A 23,908-nucleotide genomic window follows, 5' to 3' on the forward strand; every position below is an offset into this window, starting at 1 on the left:
AACGATCTGGAAATGAAGGTACTTTTCGCAGCCGGAGGCACCGGCGGACATATTTTCCCGGCAATTGCCGTCGCAAAGGAGGTCTTGCGGCGTGATCCTTCGTCTGAGGTTTTGTTCGTCGGAACAGCACGCGGGCTCGAAACACGGATCGTCCCCGAGGCCGGCTTTCAGCTTTCGCTGATAAACAGTGCGGGGCTCAAGAACGTCGGCTTCGCCGGCAAGATCAAGGGCCTTTCCGTTCTGCCAAAGAGCTTCATTGAGGCTCGGCAGATCATAAAGCAATTCCGGCCGCACGTCGCGGTCGGAGCAGGCGGATATGTCTCGGGGCCCGTGCTCCTGATGGCGGCAATAATGGGCGTGCCGACGCTTGTGATGGATTCGAACGCACTGCCCGGATTTACCAACCGGCAGCTCGCGAGGTTCGTCGATAAAGCGGCGTTGACCTTCGAAGCTTCGCTGCCGTACTTCGGCAAAAAGGGCGTGGTCACCGGAAACCCGGTCAGGAAAGAGTTTTTTGAGGTGCCGCCAAAGCCGCGAGGAGACGTCGCACATCTGCTGATCTTCGGCGGTTCGCAGGGAGCCCGTGCGATAAACAACGCGATGACCGAAGCCCTGCCGCATCTCAGCGAGCTTAGCGGCCGGCTGACGATCACGCACCAGACAGGCGAGTCTGACTTCGAGAAGATCCGCGAGCTTTACGGCCGATCAGAGTTTGCATCGGCAGACGTGCGGCCATTTATCGCGAATATGTTCGAGGAATTTGCGAGAGCGGACCTGGTGATCTGCCGTGCCGGTGCAACGACATGTGCCGAACTCGCTGCGGCCGGCAAGGCGTCGATAATGATCCCGCTACCGACCGCCGCCGACGATCATCAGCGAAAGAATGCAGAGGCTCTCGAAGAAGGCGGAGCGGCGAAGATGCTTTTGCAAGCAGATATGACCGGCGAATCGCTCGCCGAGCTAATTCGTTTGACGATCAGCGACGGCGAAAAGCTCTCGGCAATGGAGGCCGCCGCCAAAGCAATGGGCCGAGCGGACGCGGCCGAGCGAACCGCGGACATAATAGAGGAACTGAGGAACAGCATTTGATCCTTGTGTTCTTCAATGCAAATACGCGAAGGGGCAAAGACGCAAAGTTCTCATTTAATAGGTTTGTGTCCTCACAATTGAATGACAGATAAGGTTTTGATGTTTAGACACGTTAAGAAAATACATTTCATTGGCATTGGCGGTATTGGGATGAGCGGCATCGCGGAGGTGCTCGCAAGCCTCGGTTTTGAGGTGGCAGGCTCGGATATCAAGCGTTCGAAGAACACGGATAGGCTTGAGCTGAATTTCAACGTCCGCATCTTTGAGGGCCATGCGGCCGAGAATGTTGGAGATGCTCAGGTCGTCGTTTATTCCTCCGCCGTTCGGCCGGACAATCCGGAGATCGTTAAGGCGAAGGAGAACGGCGTCCCGGTCATTCCGCGTGCTGAGATGCTTGCGGAGTTGATGGTCTTGAAGCCATATGCTGTCGCCGTTTCCGGCACGCACGGCAAGACCTCGACCACTTCGATGGTCGCGACCATTTTGAAACACGCGGGGCTTGACCCGACCACGGTCGTCGGCGGAGTTGTCGAAACTCTCGGTTCGAACGCACAGGTAGGATCGTCCGAATGGTTTGTTACCGAGGCCGATGAAAGCGACCGCTCTTTTCTGATGCTCTACCCGACGATCGCCGTCGTCACGAACATCGACAAAGAGCACATGGAGAGCTACAAGGGAATGGACGACGTCGTGCAATGCTTCACCGATTTTGTGAACAAAGTGCCATTCTTTGGTGCGGCGATCATCTGCCTCGATGACCCGAACGTCCAACTCATCATCCCGAACATCAAACGCCGCCGCGTGACCTACGGCATGACCGCTCAGGCAGACATATCGGCACACGACATCAAGTACACGGACGGCTTCGGTTCGACGTTCGAGGTCTGGAAGGGAACTGAAGTGCTCGGCCGCATCGACCTGCCGGTCCCAGGCAAGCACAACGTTTACAACGCACTTGCCGCGACGGCGGTTGCGATGGAACTCGAAGTGCCTTTCGCAAAGATCGCCGAGGCGTTTACAGGTTTCAAGAATGCGAATCGGCGGTTTCAGTTCAAGGGCGAAATCGGCGGTATAACGGTCGTCGATGACTACGGGCATCATCCGACCGAGATATTAGCAACGCTTTCAGCGGCCAAGAATGCAGCCGCCGGCCGACGTACGGTCGTCGCATTTCAACCGCATCGTTTCACGCGAACGCAGGAATTGATGGACGAATTCGCGCTCGCGTTCAACAACGCGGATGTCCTTTTCGTGCTCGATATTTATCCGGCGAGCGAGCCGCCGATCGAGGGCATTACGGCCGAAGTGCTTGTGGAGAATATTAGAAAATACGGCCACAAGAATGTGACCTACATCGGTGACATCGAGACGGCCGCCGAGAAGATCGTACCGTCGCTCGTGGAAGGCGACCTCGCAATAACTCTCGGTGCCGGAACCGTTACGCGGCTTTCCGAAGAACTGTTGGAGGCTATTAAAAAGCGCGGATAGGCAATCTTGACCAAATGGCGAAACGACCGAATGCAGTGAAAGTAAGACGCGATGCGGGAACGCGGAAGAGCAAGTCCGCCCGCCGGCGAAACGCGCCGAATAGCGGCGGCGGTTCGACCCGCGTTCTTCCGCTTGTGCTTTCGACGGCAATGCTTCTCTGCATCGGCGTGATCGCGTATTTCGGCATCAGGGCGATCGTTAACTCGGATTTCTTTAGCGTTACGCGGGTAGAGATATCGGGTATCGAACGGGCTCCTCGCGACACCATCGAGCGGATCGTCAATGCCGAAGCAGCAGAGAACAGTGCCTGGACCGCAGACCTTGCGACGGTAAAGGAGCGGATCGAGAAGCTGACCTTCGTTCGCTCGGCGTCCGTCTCACGATGGCTTCCGAATTCGATCATCGTCAGCATCAAAGAGCACGAACCGGCGGCGGTCGTGAAATTGAAGAAGGGCGAGTTTCTCGTCACGAAAGACGCTCAGGTGCTCGCCGAGGCGACGGCCCCGGAACCGGGCCTGCCGGTCGCGATGATCGGCTGGGACGAGGAAAAATCGCAGACGGCCGATAAGGAAAATCTGGAACGCGTCAAGCTTTACGCAAAGATGATCGACGACTGGAAGATCCACGGTGTGCTTGAAAGGGTTTCGCTGGTCGATCTTTCGAATGTGCGCGTTCCGCGGGCGTTGGCAGAGGAAGGCGGGATGACCGTATCGCTTGAGGTCGGCAAGGAGAGTTTTGGCGAAAACCTTGAACGCGGACTAAGGGCGATAGCCGGGAAGGCGACGGAGTTCGAAGGCGTCGAATTGGTTGGTTCGACCCTAAATCTGAAGCCGAGAAAGACCGCAGCGAAATGAATGTTATGAAGAACGAGATTCACGCGATAGGACTTGATATCGGCACGAGCCGCGTTCGCTGCGTGGTCGGCGAGGCCTCCGATGACGGGCTGCTCAAGGTCGTCGGCATCGGCCGGAGCGAGTCACGAGGGCTTCGCCGAGGCATTGTCACCGGTGCCGAGGCTGTTGCCGAAAGCATTCGCAAGGCTTTCGATGAAGCGGAGCGGGTTAGCGGGCTCGAGATCAAGGCCGCGACCGTAAATCTTTCCGGCGAACATTTTCGCGGCGAGAACAAGAACGGTGTGGTCGCCGTCGCCGGTGCCGGACGCGAGATCAGCAACGAGGACGTGGAGCGGGCGGTCGAATCCGCCTGTGCCGTTCAGCTTCCTTCGGGCTGGGAAGTTTTCGATCGCGTTGCGCAGGAATTTATCATCGACGGTCAGGACGGCATAACCGAGCCGATCGGAATGAGTGGTTCGCGGCTTGAGGCACTTGTCCACGTCGTGACCGGGCCGAGTGCGGGCAGGCAAAACCTCGAGAAGGCGGTTCGGCGAGCCGGAATCGACGTTGAGCGGATGATGCTCGAACCGATCGCCGCAGCGGAGAGCACGCTAACCGACGACGACCGCGAATACGGTTGTGCGGTCGTGAACATCGGTTCGGAGATCACGAGCCTCAACATCTTTGGCCGCGGAGCGGTTCAGCATACGGCGGTCTTTCCGTTCGGCGGGCTGCATTTCACGAAAGATCTGGCGGTCGGGCTTCGCGTTTCGATGCAAGAAGCCGCCGAGATCAAACATCGCTACGGCTGCGTTGCAACATTTTTGATGGACGACCAAGAGCGGGCTGAGATGATCGAGATAACCCCGGTCGGGCGGAGCGAGACGCGAGGGCTGTCGAAAGAAATACTGTGCGACATAATGCAGCCGCGTGCGATCGAACTCCTTCAGCATCTTGCCGGCGAAGTTGCTACGGCTGGAGCTCAGATCCCGAGCGGAGTTGTGCTGACTGGCGGCGGCTCGATGCCGCGTGGAATGGTCGAGATCGCGGAGCAGGTCTTCGATGCCCCGACGCGACTCGGTTTGCCTTCGCGAAAGTTGTTTGGCGGATTGATCGAGCAGATCGAAACGCCGGAGTGGGCGGTTGCTTGCGGGCTTGCTCTCCGCTCTTTGCGTGAGCAAATGCGCGAGGGCGGCGGCATTCGCGGCGGAACGGGCAAACTTGGCGTTTGGTTTGAAAATTTTCGCGAAAAATTTCGTTAGTTTGGAATTGTTGACTAGATTTTTTACACAAATGGTTGTATGCTCTTCTCCCATCAACACTATATATAGTTGATATTGCACTCGTCAGCATTTCACCGAAAACATCGAATTGTTGGTTTCCTGTGTGTGCAGGAATTGATTGAATTTTGCAAAAAAGGACACGAAATGAACACTAGTGGTATCAAGATGTTTATCGACGAACCGCCCATCACCGGGGCCAGGATCAAGGTTATCGGCGTCGGCGGCGGCGGCGGGAACGCGGTGAACCGGATGATCGCAGAAGGGATCAAGGGCGTCGAGTTCATCGTGGCTAACACCGATCTCCAGGCTCTCAATGCCTCAAACGCTCCGATCAAGATCCAGCTCGGTAATCGCTCGACCCGCGGGCTCGGTGCGGGTTCGAATCCGGACACCGGCCGCGACGCCGCACTCGAAGATCACGAGAAACTTCTTGAGGTGCTAGAAGGTTCGGACATGGTCTTCGTTACCGCAGGGCTCGGCGGCGGAACGGGAACCGGTGCTGCTCCGATCGTTGCCTCGCTCGCGATCGAGCTAGGTGCTCTTACGGTTGCGGTGGTGACGAAACCCTTCGGCATGGAAGGCAGGAAGCGAATGGCCCAAGCCGAGCGAGGGCTGGCCGAGCTTCGCGGCTGCGTCGATACGATCATCACGATCCCGAACGCGCGTCTCCGCGAGGTGGAAGAAAACATCACCGTGATGGACGCGTTCAAGAAAGCGGACGAGGTTCTGTTGCAGGCGGTTCAGGGCATCACCGATCTGATCACAACGCCGGGCGTCGTCAATCTAGACTTCGCTGATGTGACCACTGTAATGAAGGGCCGCGGAGTTGCATTGATGGGTGTCGGCCGTGCGAAAGGTCCGGACGCCGCTTCAAAGGCGATGCGTGAAGCTCTTGATTACAAGCTGCTCGAAGAAAATTCGATCACGGGAGCGAAGGCCGCGCTGATCAACGTTACCGGAAGCTCGCGAATGGCCCTCGGCGAGATCGAGGACGCGATCGGTATGATCGAGAGCGAGGCCGACGAGAATGCGGACATTATCTGGGGGAACGTCTTCCGTGATGACATGGAGGACGAGATCAAGGTGACCGTCATCGCGACCGGATTCGATGTCGCGGCCGAGGTTGCGATGCCGCTGCCACGTGCGGTGCCGGCGGTTGCGAATGGGGGCGGTGCTGCTTTTATACCGGTCGATAGCCGCGGAAGCGAGGACCTGGACGTGCCGACTTTCATCCGACGGCAAGCGGATTGATCCTGATTAACCACTTAACTATCAGCGGTGGTATCATTGGCGTGTAATGACGTCTTCGATGCCGCCGCTTTCAAATTGGGGCCGTCCCCGGATCGGTATTACCATCGGCGATGCCGCCGGCATCGGTCCCGAGATAGTACTCAAATCGTTAGCTGAAAATGAGTTGCACGCGTCCGCGGATTTTCTTATCATCGGCGATCTCGCATTCCTTCGCTCCGAGGCCGAGAAGTTCGGAGTCGATTTTGATTTGACCTCAGGTGATACGCCCGAGCCCGGCAAGGCGGTCGTATTTGACCTTAAGAATTTGCCCGAAAGCGTTGTCGCGGGCAAGGAAGACGCGGCGTGCGGACGGGCGGCAGGCGAATATATCGAGGCCGCGGTCAAACTTTGGAGCGAGGGCCGGATCGATGCCGTGGCGACCGCGCCGATCAGCAAGCATTCCTTAGGTCTAGGAGGCTACGCCTTTCCGGGACACACTGAATTCTTGGCGGCACTGACCGGCACCGAAAAGTTTGCGATGAGCTTTTTTGCGGGGTCGCTTCGGGTCGTTTTGCTTTCCACCCACCTCTCGCTGCGCGATGCGATCGGACGCGTTACGAAAGAGCGGCTTGCCGAACTGATCCGGTTCACTTCAGCCGAACTGGCGAAGCTTCTCGGCCGGCCCGTTCGTCTCGCCGTTGCCGGCTTGAACCCGCACGTTTCTGAAAATGGGATGTTTGGAAGCGAAGAGGCCGAAGAGATGACGCCGGCCATCGAGCACTGCCGAAGCGAAGGCATTGAGGTCACGGGACCGTTCGCGGCTGATACGGTCTTTTTGCGATGCAATTCGGGCGAGTTTGATGCCGTGATCGCGTGTTATCATGATCAGGCGACGATCGCAGTAAAGTGCCTTTCGTTTGGCCGCGGCGTGAATGTAACGCTCGGCCTGCCGCTGATCAGGACATCTGTCGACCACGGCACCGCGTTCGATATCGCAGGCAAAGGCATCGCTGAACACTCCAGTATGATGGAGGCGATAAGGCTTGCTGGCGAACTGGCGAGAACCCGGCCGCGAGATCAGAAAATGCAGCCTGAGCACGCAAATTCTTGACGTTTAACAACATAAGGTGTTAGGTTTTTGAAGACCGATCTTCATTTTTCCTTTGTTTTGAGGAGCAAATACCGTGAGCAACCGCAAGCTATTGATAGCAGACGATTCTGTAACGATACAAAAAGTAATTAAACTTACGTTCACTGAAGAGGGGTACGAGGTTCTCACCGCTCCGGACGGAGCATCCGCAATGGAACTGCTGCGGGCCGAGCGGCCGGACATCGTAATGGCGGACGTTAATATGCCCGGGCCTGACGGTTACGAGATCTGTCGTGCCATTCGCTCGGATATGAATGCCCACGCGACTCCGGTGGTTCTTCTCGCGGGCTCGTTCGAGCCCTTCGATGAGCAAATGGCATCGGCGGTCGGGGCTAGTGCCTCGGTCACAAAGCCCTTCCAATCCATCCGCCAGTTGGTCCATCAGGTCAATCAGCTTGTTGAAAATAGCTCGATCGTAGAGAACGGAGAATTGCCTGCCGGTTTGGCTAATGATGATGCGAACCATTCGGACATCGAATCGCTCTATCAACAAAGCATCCATGATCCGGCAACATCGGTAGAGACCGTGGAATTTGAATTCAGCGACCAAGGCCTTGACGATGAGATGATCGAGACCCAATACTCAGGGTCGTCTGTTGATCAAACAGGGCCGCTACCGGAGCAGGACTACGGAGACCTTGCGTTTGAGCCTGAGAAGCAGCGTGAGCAGGAGCTTTCCTTGCCTATCATCGAAGAATCAACCGCAGAAACCCAGCCGATGATCGAGGAAAGCTGGACAAATGGGGATACCGATATCGAAACGGACGAGGCTGCTTCCGGCTTCGAGCAGCAAGCTGATCGCGAGGATGAAACTGTTGAGTTCAGCACCTCAGATCTTGCTTCCGCGATGGATTATGGGTCGCTCGATCGCGAGAATGACGGCGAGCATCTGGTTCCGGTGAGCGACGGTTTCGAATTTGAGCCTGTCGTTCCTCAGCAAGAAGAATTGCTGTCGGATGACGACGAAAATTCCTCCGCTAGCGAGCCCCAGTCATATTCAGAACTCACCAGAACAGAAGAGTTTCCTCTAGCGACAGAATCCGGGTGGAACGATGTCGACCTTCTAGAGATTCCGGTGGTCAGGAGTACATCAGAGCCGGTTCGATTCACGACCGAAAGCGAAGCGGCGAGTATCGAAGGCAAGGAACGAGTTATCGCTCTTTCCGATGAGTTGATCGAACGGATCGCAACTAGGGTCGCCGAGAAGATAAATCGGCCGATCTAAACAAAGCCACGCTTCAATTCCGCCGGCCGGTGATCTCAAGCGAGATGAAAACCGGCCGGTTTTGTTTTAGAATCTCATTTTTATTCATATGGAAATCGCTAAAGCCTACGACCCCAAAACGGCTGAGGAAAGCCATTATCAGCGTTGGGAAGCAAACGGGTGTTTCGCTCCCGAGATCAATGAAGATCCTGCGGCGCCGACGTATTCGATCGTAATTCCGCCGCCGAATGTAACGGGCTCGCTGCACATGGGCCACGCTCTTCAGCACACGATTATGGACGTGCTGACCCGCTGGAAGCGGATGCAGGGCTATCGGACGCTCTGGCTTCCGGGCACCGACCACGCCGGAATTTCGGTCCAGCGAAAGGTCGTCGAACAGCTTAAGAAAGACGAGGGCAAGTCGCCGCTCGACATCGGCCGCGAAGAGTTTGTCCGGCGGGCATGGGCCTGGAAAGAGCAGTACGGCAACACGATCACCGAGCAAATGCGCCGCGAGGGAGCCTCGGTCGATTGGTCGCGGCATCGCTTTACGATGGATGAGAGCCTCTCGCTCGCCGTTCGCAACGTTTTCTGCACGCTCTACAAAGAGGGCTGGATCTATCGCGGTCTTCGGATCGTCAACTGGTGCCCGAGGGATAAGACCGTTCTCTCCGACCTTGAAGTAAAAGAAGAGACCAAAAAAGACGGCAAGCTCGTTTACCTGAAATATCCGGTAAAGGGAACCGAGCGAACGATCACGGTCGCGACCACACGTCCGGAAACGATGCTCGGCGATACAGCCGTTGCCGTTAATCCCTCGGACGAACGTTACAAAGACATGATCGGCAAAACCGTCGAGCTGCCGCTTACCGAACGCGAGATACCGATCATTGCCGATGAATATGTCGAAGCTGAGTTCGGAACCGGTGCGGTAAAGATCACGCCGGCACACGACCCGAACGACTATCTCGTCGGCGAGCGGCATGGGCTCGAGCAACTTCTCGTGATGAACGAGGACGGCACGATGAACGCCGCCGCCGGCAAAGACTTCGACGGGATCGATCGCTTTGCGGCCCGCACGATGGTCGTCGAACGGTTCGAGGAACTCGGGCTGCTTGAGAAGATCGACGACTATGAGGTCTCGCTGCCGATCTGCGAACGCTGTAAAACGGTGGTCGAGCCGATCCTTTCAAAGCAATGGTTCGTCAAGATGGACGAGATGCGTGACATCGCTCTCGAGCTTATGCGGTCTGAAGGCGTTCCGCACTTTCACCCGCAGGTCCCGCACGAAAAGGTCTATACAACATGGCTTGAGAATCTGAAAGATTGGACGATCTCGCGGCAGCTTTGGTGGGGACATCAGATACCGGCCTGGTACGACGAAGAGGGCAACGTTTTCGTTGCCCGCACCGAGGCCGAAGCGAAAGAAAAAGCCGGCGGCAAGGAACTTAAACAAGACCAAGACGTACTTGATACCTGGTTTTCGTCGGGGCTCTGGGCCTTTTCAACGTTCGGTTGGACTGGAGAGGTGAGCAGTGAGCCGTCAGCAGTTAGCAGTCAGGACGTGGGCTCAGATATGCTCACCGCTCACCGCTCACCGCTCACCGATCTGGAAACTTTCCTCCCGACAGACGTGCTCGTTACCGGCCGCGACATAATCTTCCTTTGGGTTTCGCGGATGATAATGCTGACGAAGAAATTCGCCGGTAAGAAGGCATTCGAAGACGTCGTTGTTACCGGAACGGTTTTAGCCAAAGATGGTAAGCCAATGTCGAAAGGTCGCGGAAATGGGGTTGATCCCATCGAGATGTTCGATAAATTCGGTGTGGACGCGACGCGAGTTTATCTGGCCTCTATTGCAACGGGCGCAGATATCAGGTGGAACGACTCTGGAATAGAAACCTACCGAAACTTCGCCAACAAGATCTGGAACGCCACGCGTTTTTGCCTGATGAATTCCGAGAATGCGGCTGTGGACCACGCGAGTTTAATGGATCGGTCAGCCCTTTCGCTTCCGGACAGGTGGATCATTTCGCGGCTGAACCAGACGGCGATGGATGTTAACAGGTCGCTTTCGAGGTATGAGTTCCACACGGCGGTTTCATTGCTTTATCACTTTGTCTGGGACGATTTCTGCGATTGGTACATCGAGCTAAAGAAGGACGAGATCAACGCCGGTGATGTCGACGCGACGTCGCGGATCCTGACCATTCTTGAGATCGCCCTGCGGATGCTCCATCCATTTATGCCGTATCTGACCGAGGAACTCTGGCTGAAACTCCCGGGAACCTCGTCACAAATGCATGCCAAGGCGTATCAGAATGCCGAGACGACGATAATGCTCGCGGCGTTTCCGCCGGGTGACGTGAGTGCGGTCGATGCGGCTGCCGAGGCCGAAATGCAGCTCGTGATCGATACGATCCGCCGGGTTCGCAACATTAGAACCGAGATGAACATCAAGCCCTCGGACCGCGTGGCCGTTCATGTCGCGGCCGCCGCAGAGCAACAGGCGATCCTTGCGGCCAATGAGGCGCAGATATTAAAGCTTGCTCGGGCTGATAAACTTGTGCTCGGCGATACTCTTGCTGTCCCGAAGGCCTCGGCGAAAGCCGTTATCACAAACGCCGAGATTGCGGTGCCGCTCGAGGGGCTGATCGACTTCGACAAGGAACGCGAAAGATTGCAGAACCAGATCAACAAACTTGATGTAGAATTGCAGCGTCTAAACGGGCAGCTTTCAAACGAAGATTTCGTCAACAAAGCCCCGGCCGAAAAGGTCGAAGCTTTGGGGTCAAGGAAAACCGAAATAGAACAGCAGACCGCAACCTTAAAGACAAATTTGGAGGCACTTAATTAAAATGCGGACTTCGATCAGTTTACTGGTAACTATTTTTATCTGCAGTTTATGCTCCGTTGCTTTTGGGCAGATCAAAGAGATAAAGAGTGACGAATACCGGAAGGCGTTTGGCGACGCTCACTCGAAATCGAGAGTGGTTTCCCGACGGGTGACGCAATCGATCAGCGGTACGAGAAACGACAAGCCTTATTCAGAAGTATGGACGTATGAATATCAGTTACCTGATAGAATTCGCTACGTGCATATCACAACGTATTCGGGAAAAGAACGGCGAACCGAACAAATTGAAATCGGGGATACGAAATACTGCCGTAGGGATAATGGAAAGTGGGAGTTGATCAAAGGCCCTTGCATCGGCGGTTCTGTATCCGGGGGACCGTCGGGCATCATCAGTGAACGATTCGAGCGAGAGAAAAGTAAAAAAGATGGTAAGGATCAGGTTCGATTTGGGGAGTATATTACCTACAAGAACAACTATTCAAAAACGGCTGATTCCGACGGGCCTTTATTCTGGAACTCATCGTTTTGGGTCGACAGTTCCGGAAGGTTGGTGAGGAACGAAATAAGTACAGGTTTCGTGAAAGGTCCGATAGTTACATATCAAAATATCGAAACGATCGAATATGATCCAAATATCAAGATAGAAGCGCCGATTCCCTGATTCTGCGAAAACTGATTGAAAAATGGCCGCGGGCGAGTGCGGAAGTGGAGCTTCGAATTCCGCACTCATCCGTGGCCAAGTGTTTTTACGGCAAGCGATAGGTCTATGTCGGCCTAGTTGCTGTCGTCGCTGTTTGCAGTGTCGTCCTCGCTGTCGTCGGTAGTTTCCGGTGTTGGAGCCGGAGCCTTTCCGGCTTCGATCGTTATGGCAACGGTCTTCCCATCTTTCTTCTCGCCTGCCTCATTATGCATATCGGCGGTCAGGATGTATTTCCCGCCCGCAACGCCTGCAGGTATCGGCAACGAATACATTGCCGTTCCGCCGCCGTCCGGTACCGCGACATCGACATTCGTTCCTTTAAGCATCTCGCCCTTCGTCATGTTTGCAACCTCGTCTGCCGAGAGAAAAAACTTGACCGTAGTCTTCCCCGGTGCATTTGAGATCGTCGCGACGCCGTAAATGGTGTCGCCCGCTTTGAAGGCCGCCGATTCCTGCGTCACGGCCTTATCTTTACCGACCTTAAAGCTGCTCATGTTCGCGGTGCTCATGTTGCAGGCGATGCCAACGGCAAGAAGTGCCGCAATTGAAACGACCAACTGAAACTTGTTTTTCACTTAGAAAATCTCCTTCGATCCGAAATTAGAATCTATATGGACGCGCCGAGAGTACTCCTACCCGGTGACTGTGTCAAAGTTCGACAAAGTTCTAACCGGATAAACGAATCTTTGCTATGATTTGGGTCAAGGGTTTCGTTAATTTCTGATAAAGATATGTACTGGTTAGATAACGGAGAGGTCATCTCGGCGATCGGACAATTTCTGGCGGAAGACATCGGCCGCGGTGATATTACTACATCGGCGACGGTCCCGGACGAGGTTCGCGGCGTCGGCCGATTCTTGGCCAAGGAATATCTGGTCATCTGCGGGATGAATGTCGCTGAGGCCGTATTTCTTCATCTTGACCCGGATATTCCCGAGATCGAAACCGGATTCCAGGACGGCGACGAGGTCGAGGAAGGCACGATCTTCGGCTCGCTAAAGGGTTACGCTGATGTGCTGCTGACCGGCGAGCGCGTCGCGCTTAATCTGCTCCAGCGAATGTCCGGCGTGGCGACGCTTACACGGCAATACGTCCGAGCCGTCGAGGGAACGAATGCGGCGATAGTCGATACCCGCAAGACAACTCCCGGCCTTCGCTTGCTAGAAAAATATGCCGTAACGGTCGGCGGCGGAAAGAATCATCGGATGGGGCTCGATGATGGCGTGCTGATCAAGGACAACCACATCACACTCGCCGGCGGTGTGACCGAGGCGGTCATCGCAGCGAAAAAGAAGGTCGGGCATCTGCACAAGATCGAGGTCGAGATCACCAATTGGGCCCAGCTTCGCGAGGCGATCGAGGCCGGTGCGGATATCGTTATGCTCGATAATCAGTCGCCCGAAGAAGCGGCAAAGCTGGTCGAAATGTCGCGCAACCTGAACCCGAACGTTCTTATTGAAGCCTCGGGCGGAATGGACCTCGACCGTGTTCGTTCCTATGCCGAGGCAGGAGTTGACCTAATATCGGTCGGCCGACTGACACATTCGGCGCGGGCGATGGATATCTCCTTCAAGATCCAGACCGCTTAAGCCCCGGAACGAACCAGATCAATGCGGTCGAAAAAAGCAAGGCAACGGTGCATGCAATGCCGCCCTCGAGCCCGTAGTCGCCGCCGGTCAGCCAGACCGGGCCGGCGTCCGCCTTTACCAAAAATGGTGCGGGAATAAGCTCTTTCAGCCCGCTCACTTCAATCCCGAAAAAGGCTCCCTGCATCCAGTTCCACATTACGTGCAGCCCGGTCGCGAACCAGAGGTCGCGCGTCCGGAGGTAAGCGACGGCAAACCAGATGCCCGCCAGAAAAGTGTTACTCCACGAGAAAACCGACGCGTTCGGGTTGGCATTGTGGACGGTCGCAAAGAGCAGCGAGGTTAGCACGATCGCAAAAAGCGTCAGCCGCGAGCGGTCGAACGTCTGAAAGATGTAACCGCGAAAGAGCGCCTCCTCGGCGGCTCCGGCCGCAAAAAAGACTGCGAATGTGAGAGCCAACGTTTGCAGGATCGCAGACGCTCCGGCCTGATTCATTGCAAATGACACGCCGCCAAAAGCCCAGGCGATCCCGATCGCCAGCGACAGCGTCGCCGCTCCGAGCAGACTGCCGATAGCAAGGTTCTGCAACCATCCGGACGAGAACGACGCACCGAGCGAACTGAACGGGAGCCTCTCAAAAGTCCGGGCACAAAGCCACCCGATCAGTAATGCCGCGGCCGTCGTGAAAACGCCATTGATCAAAAGAAAGGTGGCTGAACCGGCACCGGTCTCGATGCCAAAAGGGCTTGCGAGTGCGAACGCACTGACCGTGACAATCACCCACGCGACGATAAAGAGTGCCGAGAAAACGGCGAATCGCCAACCGCTTCTCAGCACTCCATCAGGCCCGAAAAATATCGACGAAACCGGCATATTCAGCAGAGTTTAACGAAATCCAGGCGGCGGCACAATCAGCCCTTCGGCCGCCACACTTATGGTAAACTCTTGCAAAATGGCGAAGACAAAGGACAAACCCGACCGGCGAAAAACGGCGATCCTTACCGGGATCTTCGTCGTCGTTTCGTTCGTCGTGCTTTTTCTTTTGCAGACGTCGAACCTCTGGAAAGATTTTTCGGTCCAAACGGCGAGCGACACGCTTCTCCTCTACGCACTTTCGTCGCTCAACTTTTTTGCCTTCATAATCTTCGGATTTATCTTTCTCCGCAGCGTGCTCAAGCTCGTCCGCGAGCGGCGACAGCTTCAGCTCGGTTCGCGGATAAAGACGCGGCTCTTTCTATATTTTTTCGCTATCAGCCTTTTGCCGATCGTGGCGATGGCGGGGTTTTCATATCTTTTTATGAACCGAGCGATCGAGCGCTGGTTCTCGCAGATTCCGGAGAACGTGCTGACCCAGGCCCGCGATGAGGCGATCGCTGACCACGCTGCCGGATTGCTCCGCGACGCTCGTGCTCTTTCTGCGGCGGTCGGCAGTCGGGAACTATCGGAGGCCGATCTCGACCGGATCGCGGAGGCGGCAAATCTCTCGCACATTGAAATCATTGATGGCAGTGGTGCCGTCATCGCGGCGGCAACTCGTCTAAGCTCACCGGAGCGAAAGGCTGAACTCGACGATCTTATAGCGAGATCGAAAAGTGGAAGCCTGCCTGAGGTTTATATCAGCGAGACCGGCGGCTTTGATGCCGTGACCACCGGTCTTGCCGAGGGCAGAAAGCTGCGGATCGTTCCGAACAAGCGTTCCGGCGAGATCGCGGGCCAGAGCTTTCAGGAATCGCTCGTTGAGTTTGACCGGATGAAGGAGCAGCAGATCACCGTCCGCCAGCTCGGCTTTCTTACGCTTGGCGTGCTTACATTTTTGCTCATTTTCGCCTCATCGTGGACGGCGATCTACGTCGCCCGCGGTCTGACCGACCCGATCAAAGCTCTTGCCGAAGGTGCGCGCGAGATCGCTAAAGGAAATCTTGGTCATCGCGTTGACGCACCGGCCGAGGACGAACTCGCCTTGCTGGTCGGGGCGTTCAATGAGATGTCCGGCAAGCTCGAGGAAAGCTCGGCGGAGATCCGAGAGCGGCGGCGGTATATCGAGACCGTGCTCGATTCGCTCCCGACCGGTGTCGTTTCGCTCGATGCCAACGGTCGCGTTACGACGATCAACCGTGCGGCGGTTCGGATGCTGAAGCTAGAAACGGCGGATTTCAAGGGGCTCGAGCTCGCGACGCTACTCGGCGAAGAGAACCGTCGGGTTATCGAGACGCTCGTCTCGCGGGCAAGGCGGATTGGGCACGCGTCGGACCAGACGCAGCTTCGGCCCGAGAATGAAGCGACGGCCGATGCGGTCGAGATACCGGTCGCAATAACGGCGACGGCCCTTGAGAACGAAGCCGGTGCGGTGGTCGTTATCGAAGACCTCTCGGAACTCATCGCCGCACAGCGGGCCTCGGCATGGCAGGAAGTGGCACGCCGAATGGCGCACGAGATCAAGAATCCGCTTACCCCGATTCAGCTTTCAGCCGAGCGGATCGCAAAGCGTTTTGCCGAGTCGAACGGAACCGCAGAAGATATCCACACCACCGACGGCCAGACCGTAAAGGTGATCCGCGACGGCACGAGCACCATAATCCGCGAGGTGCAGTCGCTGAAGACGATGGTCGATGAGTTTTCGCGATTTGCCCGTTTGCCGAACGCCAAGCCGCAACCCGGCGACCTCAACGAGATGATCCGCCAGGCGGCGGCAATGTACGAAGATCGTAGCGACGAAGCAAAACTTGAGGCCGAACTCGCCGCTGGCCTGCCGCCGTCGATGCTCGACGCCGAGCAGATCAAGCGCGTTTTTGTTAACCTGATCGAGAACGCCTACGAGGCATTTGAAGAGCACGGCGACGGCAACTTGATCAGGATCTCGACCCGCTACGAACCGGCACGCGATATAATCGTTGCCGAGGTGACCGACAACGGAAAGGGAATTCAGCCGGCCGACCTCCAGCGGCTCTTTCAGCCATATTTTTCGACCAAGGGCCGCGGAACCGGCCTCGGACTCGCGATAGTCCAGCGTATTATCAGCGAACACAGCGGCAAAATAATCGCCGCAGTAAATAAGCCTAAAGGCTCAAGGTTTATCATCGAACTGCCGCTCTAAGGGGGATTATGTGGACGAATTGGAAGCGAGAATACATGAGCCGTTTTGCTTCCGTACGATTCGTTTCGATAGTTTCGGCCGTACTGCTGGTAATTCTCTCTTTGAGGGAAGTGGTCTTGGTTCCGTTTGCTGCTCAGGCTGCGGAAGAGGTATCGGAAAAGGCAGTGTTTAAGGCTATTCTCGTGCCTTTTTGCTTTTTCGGATTGTTTGGGCTCCGGCTGGCTTATCTGGCGTTCAATCGGCTGAGCTTGCTCGGAAACTTTGTCACGTTTTGCATTTGCTCGGTTTGTTCGTATGTTTTGGCCTCGTTCTCTCTATATGGTTGCGTGTGGAACTGTGACAGCTCAAACGGGTTTCCGATGTACAGTCTACTTACGACCTTTCCACTTGAGATGACGTCGCTTGCGTTTGTATTACTTGGGTTGGTCAAGTTTGCCGGGATCTCGATAATCTCCATTGATAGGTTTCGTGCGAGCTAAATGAACGGTTTGTATAAAAGATATGTCGAACTAATGCTGCGAACCCGGGGGCTTAGTATCGCTGCCGCGTCTGGGTTGCTGTTTCTCTCCGCGGCGGAGATCGCTGGCGTTGTTCAGGCTTGGATCAATCATGAGACTTCGGTTTCGTTCGAGAACAACCTTGGGGACCTTATTCTTTTGGGAAGTGTTGGCATTTTGATTCTTGCGCTTGGGTTTCGCATATACATACTTTCGCGACGTGACGAGCAGAAACATTTTCGGCAGGTCGCGTCTTGGATCGCAGTTGTGGTTCCATTGATCGCGTTCTTCGTAGTTTGGGACATTTCGACACGACCGATGCCGTCGGTTCCTTGTGATCACAAAGCGGAAGAGATGTGTTTTGGCATCTATGTTTTTTATCGGTCACCTCCTTTACTGATTGCGATGCAGATTTTCATCGGAGGGAGTATTTTACGGAGTCTCGTAACATTGATGGTTGCGAAAGCAAATCTGCGGAAAAAGCTCAAATGAGTACCGTACATAATGTTGATTCAGATTAAGTCGTGAATATCTGGCACAGGAGATACGTTGAATTGATGCTGCGAACCCGGTGGCTGACCTTGCTCGGCGCCGGAATATCCGCATTGGTAATTCCAATCGAGTTCTTTCAGTTCCAGGCTGCTGTCGAGCGTGCTGAGGTGTTCGATCTCCGGGATATTTACGCGGCAATGCTGCCAGAAGTGGTGACGCTCGCCATCGTTGGTTTAGCCTTTGCGTTGCGGTTCGCGATGGTCGCAAAGCTCCAGCAGAAGAGTTACTTGCTGGCAACGGCTTCTTGGGCAGGAGCAATAGTATTGATGATCTTTTACGTCTGGGTTAGTCGAGGGTTTGAGCCTTACTCAATATATTACCCTGATGGTGGAGAACGGTATGGAATTTATGACTCGACGAGGAATGCTCCGTTTGCCTTCAACATGGTCTTCTTGTCGAATCTGCTACTCGGAAGTATCCGAGCTTTTGCAACAGCCGCAATTGCGCTACTTACTCGAAAACGTATTGCTAAATGAGTTCTGTTCTTATAGTTGACGACGAGCCGAGTATTCGCGAGACTCTTCGCGGAGTGCTCGAGGATGAGGGTTTTGACGTTGCAGATGCGGCGACGGGCGAGGCGTGCCTTGAGGTAACGCGGAAAGAGCATTTTGCCTGCATTCTGCTCGATATATGGCTTGGCGATGGCATTGACGGGCTCGAAACACTGCAGAAACTCCGCGAAGAGGGAAACGACGCAGCTGTCGTAATGATCTCCGGCCATGGGAATATCGAAACCGCGGTCCGCTCGACCAAGCTCGGTGCTTTTGATTTTATCGAGAAGCCGCTGAGCCTCGAGCGGACGATCGTTACGGTAAAAAACGCCGTTCGCCAACGCGAACTCGAACGCACAAATCAGCAGCTTCAGCAGGACCTAGCCGATGAATACGTGATGGTCGGCGAATCGGTCGCGATGCGGGCGCTCCGCAAACAGATCTCGATCGTCGCTCCCTCGGATGGCCGCGTTCTGATCTCCGGCGAGAGCGGAACGGGCAAGGAGCTCGTCGCCCGGGCGATCCATGCCCAGTCGAAGCGGCGAACCGCTCCTTTCGTCGAGATAAACTCGGCGGCGATCCCTGAAGACCTCGTCGAATCCGAACTATTCGGCCATGTGAAAGGGGCGTTTTCCGGAGCGACCGCGAACAAGAAAGGGAAGTTTGAGATCGCCGATGGGGCGACGCTCTTCTTGGACGAGATCGGCGATATGTCGCCGCGGGTGCAGGCGAAAATGCTGCGGGTGCTTGAGGAGCAACGCTTCGAACCGGTCGGCAGCAATTCGCCCATCAAGGTCGATGTCCGCGTTATTTCGGCGACCAACAAACGGCTCGATTGGCTTATCGATAACGGAAACTTTCGCGCCGACCTATTTTATCGGCTGAACGTTATCCCGTTTCAGGTGCCGCCGCTCCGCGAACGTAGCGAGGACATTCCGCTGCTTGTCGAACATTTCAATCGGCGATTCTCAGCAGCCTATGGCAAGCCGCCGAAGATATTTGCCGAGGACACGATCGACGCTCTCGGGAAATACACTTGGCCCGGCAATATCCGCGAACTGCGGAACACGGTCGAGCGGGTGATAATAATGAACGCGAAGCAGAAGATCGCCGCCGCCGATCTGCCATCATTCGGCACCGCCGATGAAGCGCCGGCCGCGAGCTTCCGATTTCCGTCGTTCAAGGCCGCGACCGATGCCTACCAGCGGGAGTTCATCCTTCACAAACTCGCCGAACACGACGGCAACGTTAGCAAGGCCGCCGAGGAAATGGGCGTCGACCGCAGCCACCTCTACCGCCGTATGCGCAACCTCGGCATCCAGCCAAAGTAGCTACCGCCCGAAAAATATTGACATCGAAAAAGCGAACAACGTAATATAACGGGAATCTTCATTCGGAGTAGTACCATATGACCCACAAAAGTATCCGCCGGCGTTCGCTGATCGCGTTCTTCATCTTCGCGGCCGCGTTTGCCCTGCCGGCCGCCGCCCAGGAACAATGGACCTCGGCACGTTCGGCCAATTTTCACCTTATCGGCAATGCGAAAGAAGCTGAGATCAAACGGGTCGCGACCCGGCTCGAGCAGTTTCGCGAGGTCTTTGTCCAGCTTTTTCCTTCGCTCAAATATACATCACAGGTCCCGACGACGGTGATAGTCTTTCGAAACGAGAAGTCCTTTCGCCCGTTCAAGCCGCAAGCCGCAGATGGCAAGGCCGTCAAGTGGATCGCGCGATATTTTTCCGCACGGGAGGATGCGAACTACATCGTGCTTTCAACCGAAGGGGAGACCAAACAGACGTATCAGACCATCTATCATGAGTATGTTCATTACCTTGTAAACAACAGCTTTGGCCGGTCAAAAATTCCGCCGTGGTTCAATGAAGGCCTTGCGGAATATTACGATCAGTTTGAGATCGAGGGCGATATTCGGGTCAAACTCGGAATGATCAATCAGAATCACCTGTACACGCTCCAGAACACGAAGCTTATACCGTTACAGCAGTTCTTCAGCATTGATTACTTTACCCTCAATCAACAGGGAGGCCACAGCGCGAATATTTTCTATGCTCAGTCGTGGGCTCTGATGCATTATCTGATCCACGGCAAAGGCGGGAACCGGGCGAACGAAATAAACGCATATCTGAATGCCATTGATAAGGGCGATACGCCGGCGACGGCATTTCGTGCTGCTTTCAAGATGGAATTTGAAGAGATGGAAAAGGAATTACGCCGCTATGTGGAACGACGCTCTTACCAGGCCTATCAAATCACTTTCAAAAATAAACTCGCTGTCGATGACCCGATCAAGACCGAGCCGATGACGCTTGCTTCGGCAAACGCATATCTGGGCGATCTGCTCCTTGGCTCCGGCCGCACCGAGGAGGCACATGCTCGGTTAGCCGAATCGCTCGCCGCCGAGCCTGACAATGTCCTCGCGAATTCATCGATGGGAATGGCGAAAATGCGCCAGCGGAACTTTGCCGAAGCAAAAGGCTATCTGGAAAAGGCCAGACGGGCAGAAACAGCGGGCCACCTCGTCCATTATCGTTATGCTTATGTCCTCAGCCGCGAAGCGATGGACACGCGCGGTTTCGTCTCGCGCTATCCGGAGGATGCGGTTCGGTCGATACGCGAATCGTTGAAGAAGGCCATCGCGGCGAATCCAAACTTTCCCGAGAGCTATTCGCTTCTCGCCTTCATCGCGCTCGTTCAAAACGACGAGATAGACGACGCGATCGGCCAGATCCGTACGGCGCTACGACTTTCGCCAGGAAATGAGAACTACATTCTCGACCTAGCCGGGCTCCATGGGCGCAAACGCGATTTCGATCAGGCGAAGAAGCTGGCCGAGAGCGTTTACAATTCGGCACAGGATCCCTATACACGGGCGCGTGCGCAAAGCGTTTTGCAGAATGTTACTGACCTGCAGCTTTATGCGGAGAATGCGAGCAGTCGAGGGACGGGCAATTCGGGAGAGGCAGCAGGTGAACGCGGCGTTCGTCGGCAGACCGTGGTCATGCTCGACGCCGATGAGGAACTTACCGAAGAGAAGCTGAAAGAACTCACCGCCGCTGCCGAACTCGAATCGATAAACGAGGCACTAAGGAAGCCGAAGGACGGAGAGAAGCGCATTCTCGGCCACCTGAATGCGATCGAATGTGCGCGAGATAATATCGCTTTTGTCGTCAAATCCGCGGCATCCACGATCCGGCTGACAAGCAAAGACTTCCAGGGCCTCGAGCTGACCTCTTTCGTCGATATGCCCGACCTTCAGATCGGCTGCGGCACCATAAAACAGCCGCTCTGGGCGGTGGTAACATACGTCCCCGAAGAAGACCAGAAGAAAAAGACCGCCGGTCGCATCATCGCGATTGACATCGTTCCCGATAGGGTGAAGTCGATCGAATAGTCCGAGCAGTTGGGTTCAGTCAATGCAATTTCGAAACTAAAAGAGGGCAGATTCGATCTGCCCTCTTTTAGTATTCTAAGAACGTAACGTCTCTACGCCTAAAATCCTCGTTTCTTCATCAATGCCTCGACTCTTGGGTCGCGTCCGCGGAATTTACGGTAGGCCTCGGCGGGGTCCATTGTGTTGCCGACCGAGAAAATGTATTTAACGAGCCGCTCGCCAACCGCTTTGTCATACGGGCCTTTGCCTTCGGTAAACGCTCCGTACGCGTCCGCGGTGATCACGTCCGACCAGAGATAGCTGTAGTATCCGGCCGAGTAGCCGTCGCTCCCGAATGCGTGTGAGAATTGTGGGGTTCGGTGGCGCATAACGAGTTCACGCGGCATCCCGAGTGTATCGAGCGTTTCCTTCTCAAATTTCGCGACATCGATCTTCTGCGAGCCCGCGAGGTGCAGCTTCATATCGATCAAAGCACTCGCGAGATATTCTGTCGTCGCAAAGCCCTGATTGAAGGTCGCTGCTCGCGCGATCTTGTCAACAAGATCCTGCGGGATCGGTTTGCCGGTCTCATAATGGACAGCGTATTTCTGCAGAACCTCGGGCGTTGAGAGCCAGTGCTCCAGAAGCTGCGACGGGAACTCGACGTAGTCACGCGAAACAGCCGTGCCCGAAAGCGACGGGTAGTTTACGTTCGAAGAAAGCCCATGAAGCGCGTGGCCAAATTCGTGGAACATCGTGCTCGCGTCGTCCCACGAGATCAAAACCGGCTCGCCCGCTTTGCCTTTGACGAAGTTCGAGTTGTTCGAAACGATTGTCGTCACCTCGCCGTCAATCTTCGACTGCGAACGGTATGCGTTCATCCATGCTCCCGACCGCTTGCCGTCGCGGGCATACGGGTCGAAATACCAGAGCCCGACGTGCTTGCCGTTCGCTTTGTTCTTCACTTCCCAAACGGTAACGTCCGGATGAAAGACCGGCACATTCGTGACCGGCGTGAACGTGAAATTAAAGAGCTCGCCCGCGACCCAGAACATCGCGTCGCGGATCTTGTCGAGCTGCAAATACTGCTTGACCTCATTCGCATCAAGGTCGTAGCGGTCCTTCCGCACCTTTTCCATATAGTAGCGGTAGTCCCACGGCTCGATAGTGATCTTTGCGCCTTCCTTGTTGGCAAGGGCCTGCATGTCGCGGACCTCTTCCTTTACGCGGGCGATCGCAGGCGTCCAAACTGCCTCGAGAAGCTCCATCGCCCGCTCGGGCGTTTTTGCCATTGCGTTCTCAAGCCGCCAGTGGGCATGCGTCTCGTATCCGAGCAACTTTGCCCGTTCGGCACGTAGCTGCAGAATTTCAGTGATGATCGCTTTGTTGTCCGTTTCGCCACCGTTGTCGCCCCGCATTATGAACATCTTCCAGACCTTTTCGCGGAGGTCGCGGCGTTCGGCATAGGTGAGGAACGGATCGACCGAGGACCTTGTGTTGCGGATTATCCAACTGCCTTTGAGTCCCTTTGCGGCTGCATCGGCGGCGGCTCCGTCCTTGAAAGACTGCGACATTCCGGCGAGATCGCCTTCACTCTTGAGTTCGATATAAAGGTCATTCTCATCCTTGAGAAGGTTCTGTCCGAATTTCGTAAAGTGGCCCGCAAGTGCTTGGTTTATCTCCGAGAGACGAGCCTTTTGCTCGGTATTGAGCTTCGCACCGGCCCGAACAAAATTTGTGTAATAGACCCACGCGAGCCGCCGCTGTTCAGATGTCAGCTTGGCCTTTTCGGGGGAGTTGTAGACTGTTTCGATCTTTTTGAATAGGCCCTCGTTCTGCGTGATCTTGTCGCTAAACGCCGCAAGCTTTGGAGCCATCTCGCGTTGCACCTTAGCAAACTCGGGCGAGTTCATATTCGCCGCCCAGATGTAATAGACCGTTGAAACGCGGTCCATTTTGTCGCCGGCACGCTCCATCGCCGCGATGGTGTTTTCAAACGTCGGCACCGCTCGGTTGTTCGCGATCGCGTCGATTTCCTGAAGCTGCTCGGCCATCGCCTCTTCAAGCGCAGGGGCAAATGCTTCGACCTTGACCTTGTCAAAAGCGGGAACTCCGCTGAACGGGCCACTCCATTTCTGGGTCAAGGCTTCGACGGCGGCCTTGTCAACCTCCGCGGCGGAAGTCGCCGTTTCATAATTCGTTGTCATAAAGATCGTTGAGAAAGCGCCGGCCGCCACGACTGCGGCAATGCGGGCTTTCTTATTTCTGAAGATGTTCTTCATTTCTTGCTCCTAAAGTGAGTATTTCTTTTATTCTGCTCTCAATTGACGGCCTAATCAAATACGCGACAAACCGCTCCTTGGTTTTCCGGCGGAGTCTAGCGGGATTTTGATTCCCGAAGCGTCATGAGCGTTGGAGTAAAAGTTCAGCCGCATCAACCATATCGGCCTCGATGCTACAAAAGC

Annotated in this window: 17 protein-coding genes; 14 read left to right on the top strand and 3 right to left on the bottom strand. The window is 55.3% G+C overall.

Going from position 1 to position 23,908, the window contains the following annotated elements; all coding sequences use genetic code 11:
- Positions 1 to 12 precede the first annotated feature (12 nt).
- The 9 genes from murG to IPM21_15290 all read left to right on the top strand — a co-directional run bounded on the left by murG (position 13) and on the right by IPM21_15290 (position 11,795).
- Positions 13 to 1,089: an undecaprenyldiphospho-muramoylpentapeptide beta-N-acetylglucosaminyltransferase gene (gene murG / locus IPM21_15250; GenBank protein MBK9165230.1), complete on the top strand. Its 1,077-nt coding sequence runs from the start codon at positions 13 to 15 to the stop codon at positions 1,087 to 1,089.
- Positions 1,090 to 1,188: 99 nt separating this feature from the next.
- Positions 1,189 to 2,577 carry a UDP-N-acetylmuramate--L-alanine ligase gene (locus IPM21_15255; protein ID MBK9165231.1) on the top strand — a complete coding sequence of 463 codons (1,389 nt, stop codon included), beginning with the start codon at positions 1,189 to 1,191 and terminating at the stop codon, positions 2,575 to 2,577.
- A 14-nt stretch (positions 2,578 to 2,591) separates the two neighbouring features.
- Positions 2,592 to 3,431 (top strand): FtsQ-type POTRA domain-containing protein, encoded by an 840-nt coding sequence (locus tag IPM21_15260; GenBank protein MBK9165232.1) that lies wholly within the window; start codon positions 2,592 to 2,594, stop codon positions 3,429 to 3,431.
- Between the two features lie 5 nt (positions 3,432 to 3,436).
- Positions 3,437 to 4,672 (top strand): cell division protein FtsA, encoded by a 1,236-nt coding sequence (ftsA, locus tag IPM21_15265; protein ID MBK9165233.1) that lies wholly within the window; start codon positions 3,437 to 3,439, stop codon positions 4,670 to 4,672.
- A 186-nt stretch (positions 4,673 to 4,858) separates the two neighbouring features.
- On the top strand, positions 4,859 to 5,944 hold the full coding sequence (gene ftsZ, locus IPM21_15270) for a cell division protein FtsZ (protein MBK9165234.1): 1,086 nt from the start codon (positions 4,859 to 4,861) through the stop codon (positions 5,942 to 5,944).
- Positions 5,945 to 5,990: 46 nt separating this feature from the next.
- Positions 5,991 to 7,034, top strand: coding sequence for a 4-hydroxythreonine-4-phosphate dehydrogenase PdxA (gene pdxA, locus IPM21_15275; protein ID MBK9165235.1), 1,044 nt, complete (start codon positions 5,991 to 5,993; stop codon positions 7,032 to 7,034).
- 73 nt (positions 7,035 to 7,107) lie between these two features.
- Entirely contained in the window at positions 7,108 to 8,298 is a 1,191-nt protein-coding gene (locus tag IPM21_15280) for a response regulator (protein ID MBK9165236.1), read from the top strand.
- A gap of 94 nt (positions 8,299 to 8,392) precedes the next feature.
- Complete coding sequence (locus tag IPM21_15285; protein MBK9165237.1) at positions 8,393 to 11,134, top strand: valine--tRNA ligase; 2,742 nt, start codon at positions 8,393 to 8,395, stop codon at positions 11,132 to 11,134.
- A gap of 1 nt (position 11,135) precedes the next feature.
- On the top strand, positions 11,136 to 11,795 hold the full coding sequence (locus IPM21_15290) for a hypothetical protein (protein MBK9165238.1): 660 nt from the start codon (positions 11,136 to 11,138) through the stop codon (positions 11,793 to 11,795).
- Positions 11,796 to 11,908: 113 nt separating this feature from the next.
- On the opposite strand, the gene IPM21_15295 is transcribed toward IPM21_15290, so the two are convergent.
- A complete protein-coding gene (locus IPM21_15295) occupies positions 11,909 to 12,409 on the bottom strand; it encodes a hypothetical protein (GenBank protein ID MBK9165239.1) in 501 nt (166 codons plus the stop codon).
- Positions 12,410 to 12,565: 156 nt separating this feature from the next.
- Here IPM21_15295 and nadC point away from each other — a divergent pair, with 156 nt between their 5' ends.
- Positions 12,566 to 13,423 carry a carboxylating nicotinate-nucleotide diphosphorylase gene (gene nadC / locus IPM21_15300; protein ID MBK9165240.1) on the top strand — a complete coding sequence of 286 codons (858 nt, stop codon included), beginning with the start codon at positions 12,566 to 12,568 and terminating at the stop codon, positions 13,421 to 13,423.
- On the opposite strand, the gene IPM21_15305 is transcribed toward nadC, so the two are convergent.
- Positions 13,404 to 14,294, bottom strand: a complete 891-nt coding sequence (locus tag IPM21_15305) for a CPBP family intramembrane metalloprotease (protein MBK9165241.1) — start codon at positions 14,292 to 14,294, stop codon at positions 13,404 to 13,406. The genes nadC and IPM21_15305 overlap by 20 nt on opposite strands.
- A gap of 79 nt (positions 14,295 to 14,373) precedes the next feature.
- Between IPM21_15305 and IPM21_15310 the strand changes: the two genes are divergently transcribed.
- From IPM21_15310 to IPM21_15325, 4 genes are all read left to right on the top strand, one after another.
- The gene (locus tag IPM21_15310; GenBank protein MBK9165242.1) at positions 14,374 to 16,515 is read left to right on the top strand and encodes a HAMP domain-containing protein; all 2,142 of its coding nucleotides are present in this window, start codon (positions 14,374 to 14,376) and stop codon (positions 16,513 to 16,515) included.
- Between the two features lie 1,051 nt (positions 16,516 to 17,566).
- On the top strand, positions 17,567 to 18,040 hold the full coding sequence (locus IPM21_15315) for a hypothetical protein (protein MBK9165243.1): 474 nt from the start codon (positions 17,567 to 17,569) through the stop codon (positions 18,038 to 18,040).
- Entirely contained in the window at positions 18,037 to 19,386 is a 1,350-nt protein-coding gene (locus tag IPM21_15320) for a sigma-54-dependent Fis family transcriptional regulator (protein MBK9165244.1), read from the top strand. Before IPM21_15315 ends, IPM21_15320 begins: the two co-directional genes overlap by 4 nt.
- A 77-nt stretch (positions 19,387 to 19,463) precedes the next feature.
- On the top strand, positions 19,464 to 21,464 hold the full coding sequence (locus IPM21_15325; GenBank protein MBK9165245.1) for a DUF1570 domain-containing protein: 2,001 nt from the start codon (positions 19,464 to 19,466) through the stop codon (positions 21,462 to 21,464).
- Between the two features lie 98 nt (positions 21,465 to 21,562).
- Here IPM21_15325 and IPM21_15330 read toward each other — a convergent pair whose 3' ends face one another.
- Complete coding sequence (locus tag IPM21_15330; GenBank protein ID MBK9165246.1) at positions 21,563 to 23,725, bottom strand: M3 family metallopeptidase; 2,163 nt, start codon at positions 23,723 to 23,725, stop codon at positions 21,563 to 21,565.
- Between the last annotated feature and the right edge of the window lie 183 nt (positions 23,726 to 23,908).

The organism is Acidobacteriota bacterium, from assembly GCA_016716435.1.
Taxonomy (GTDB): domain Bacteria; phylum Acidobacteriota; class Blastocatellia; order Pyrinomonadales; family Pyrinomonadaceae; genus OLB17.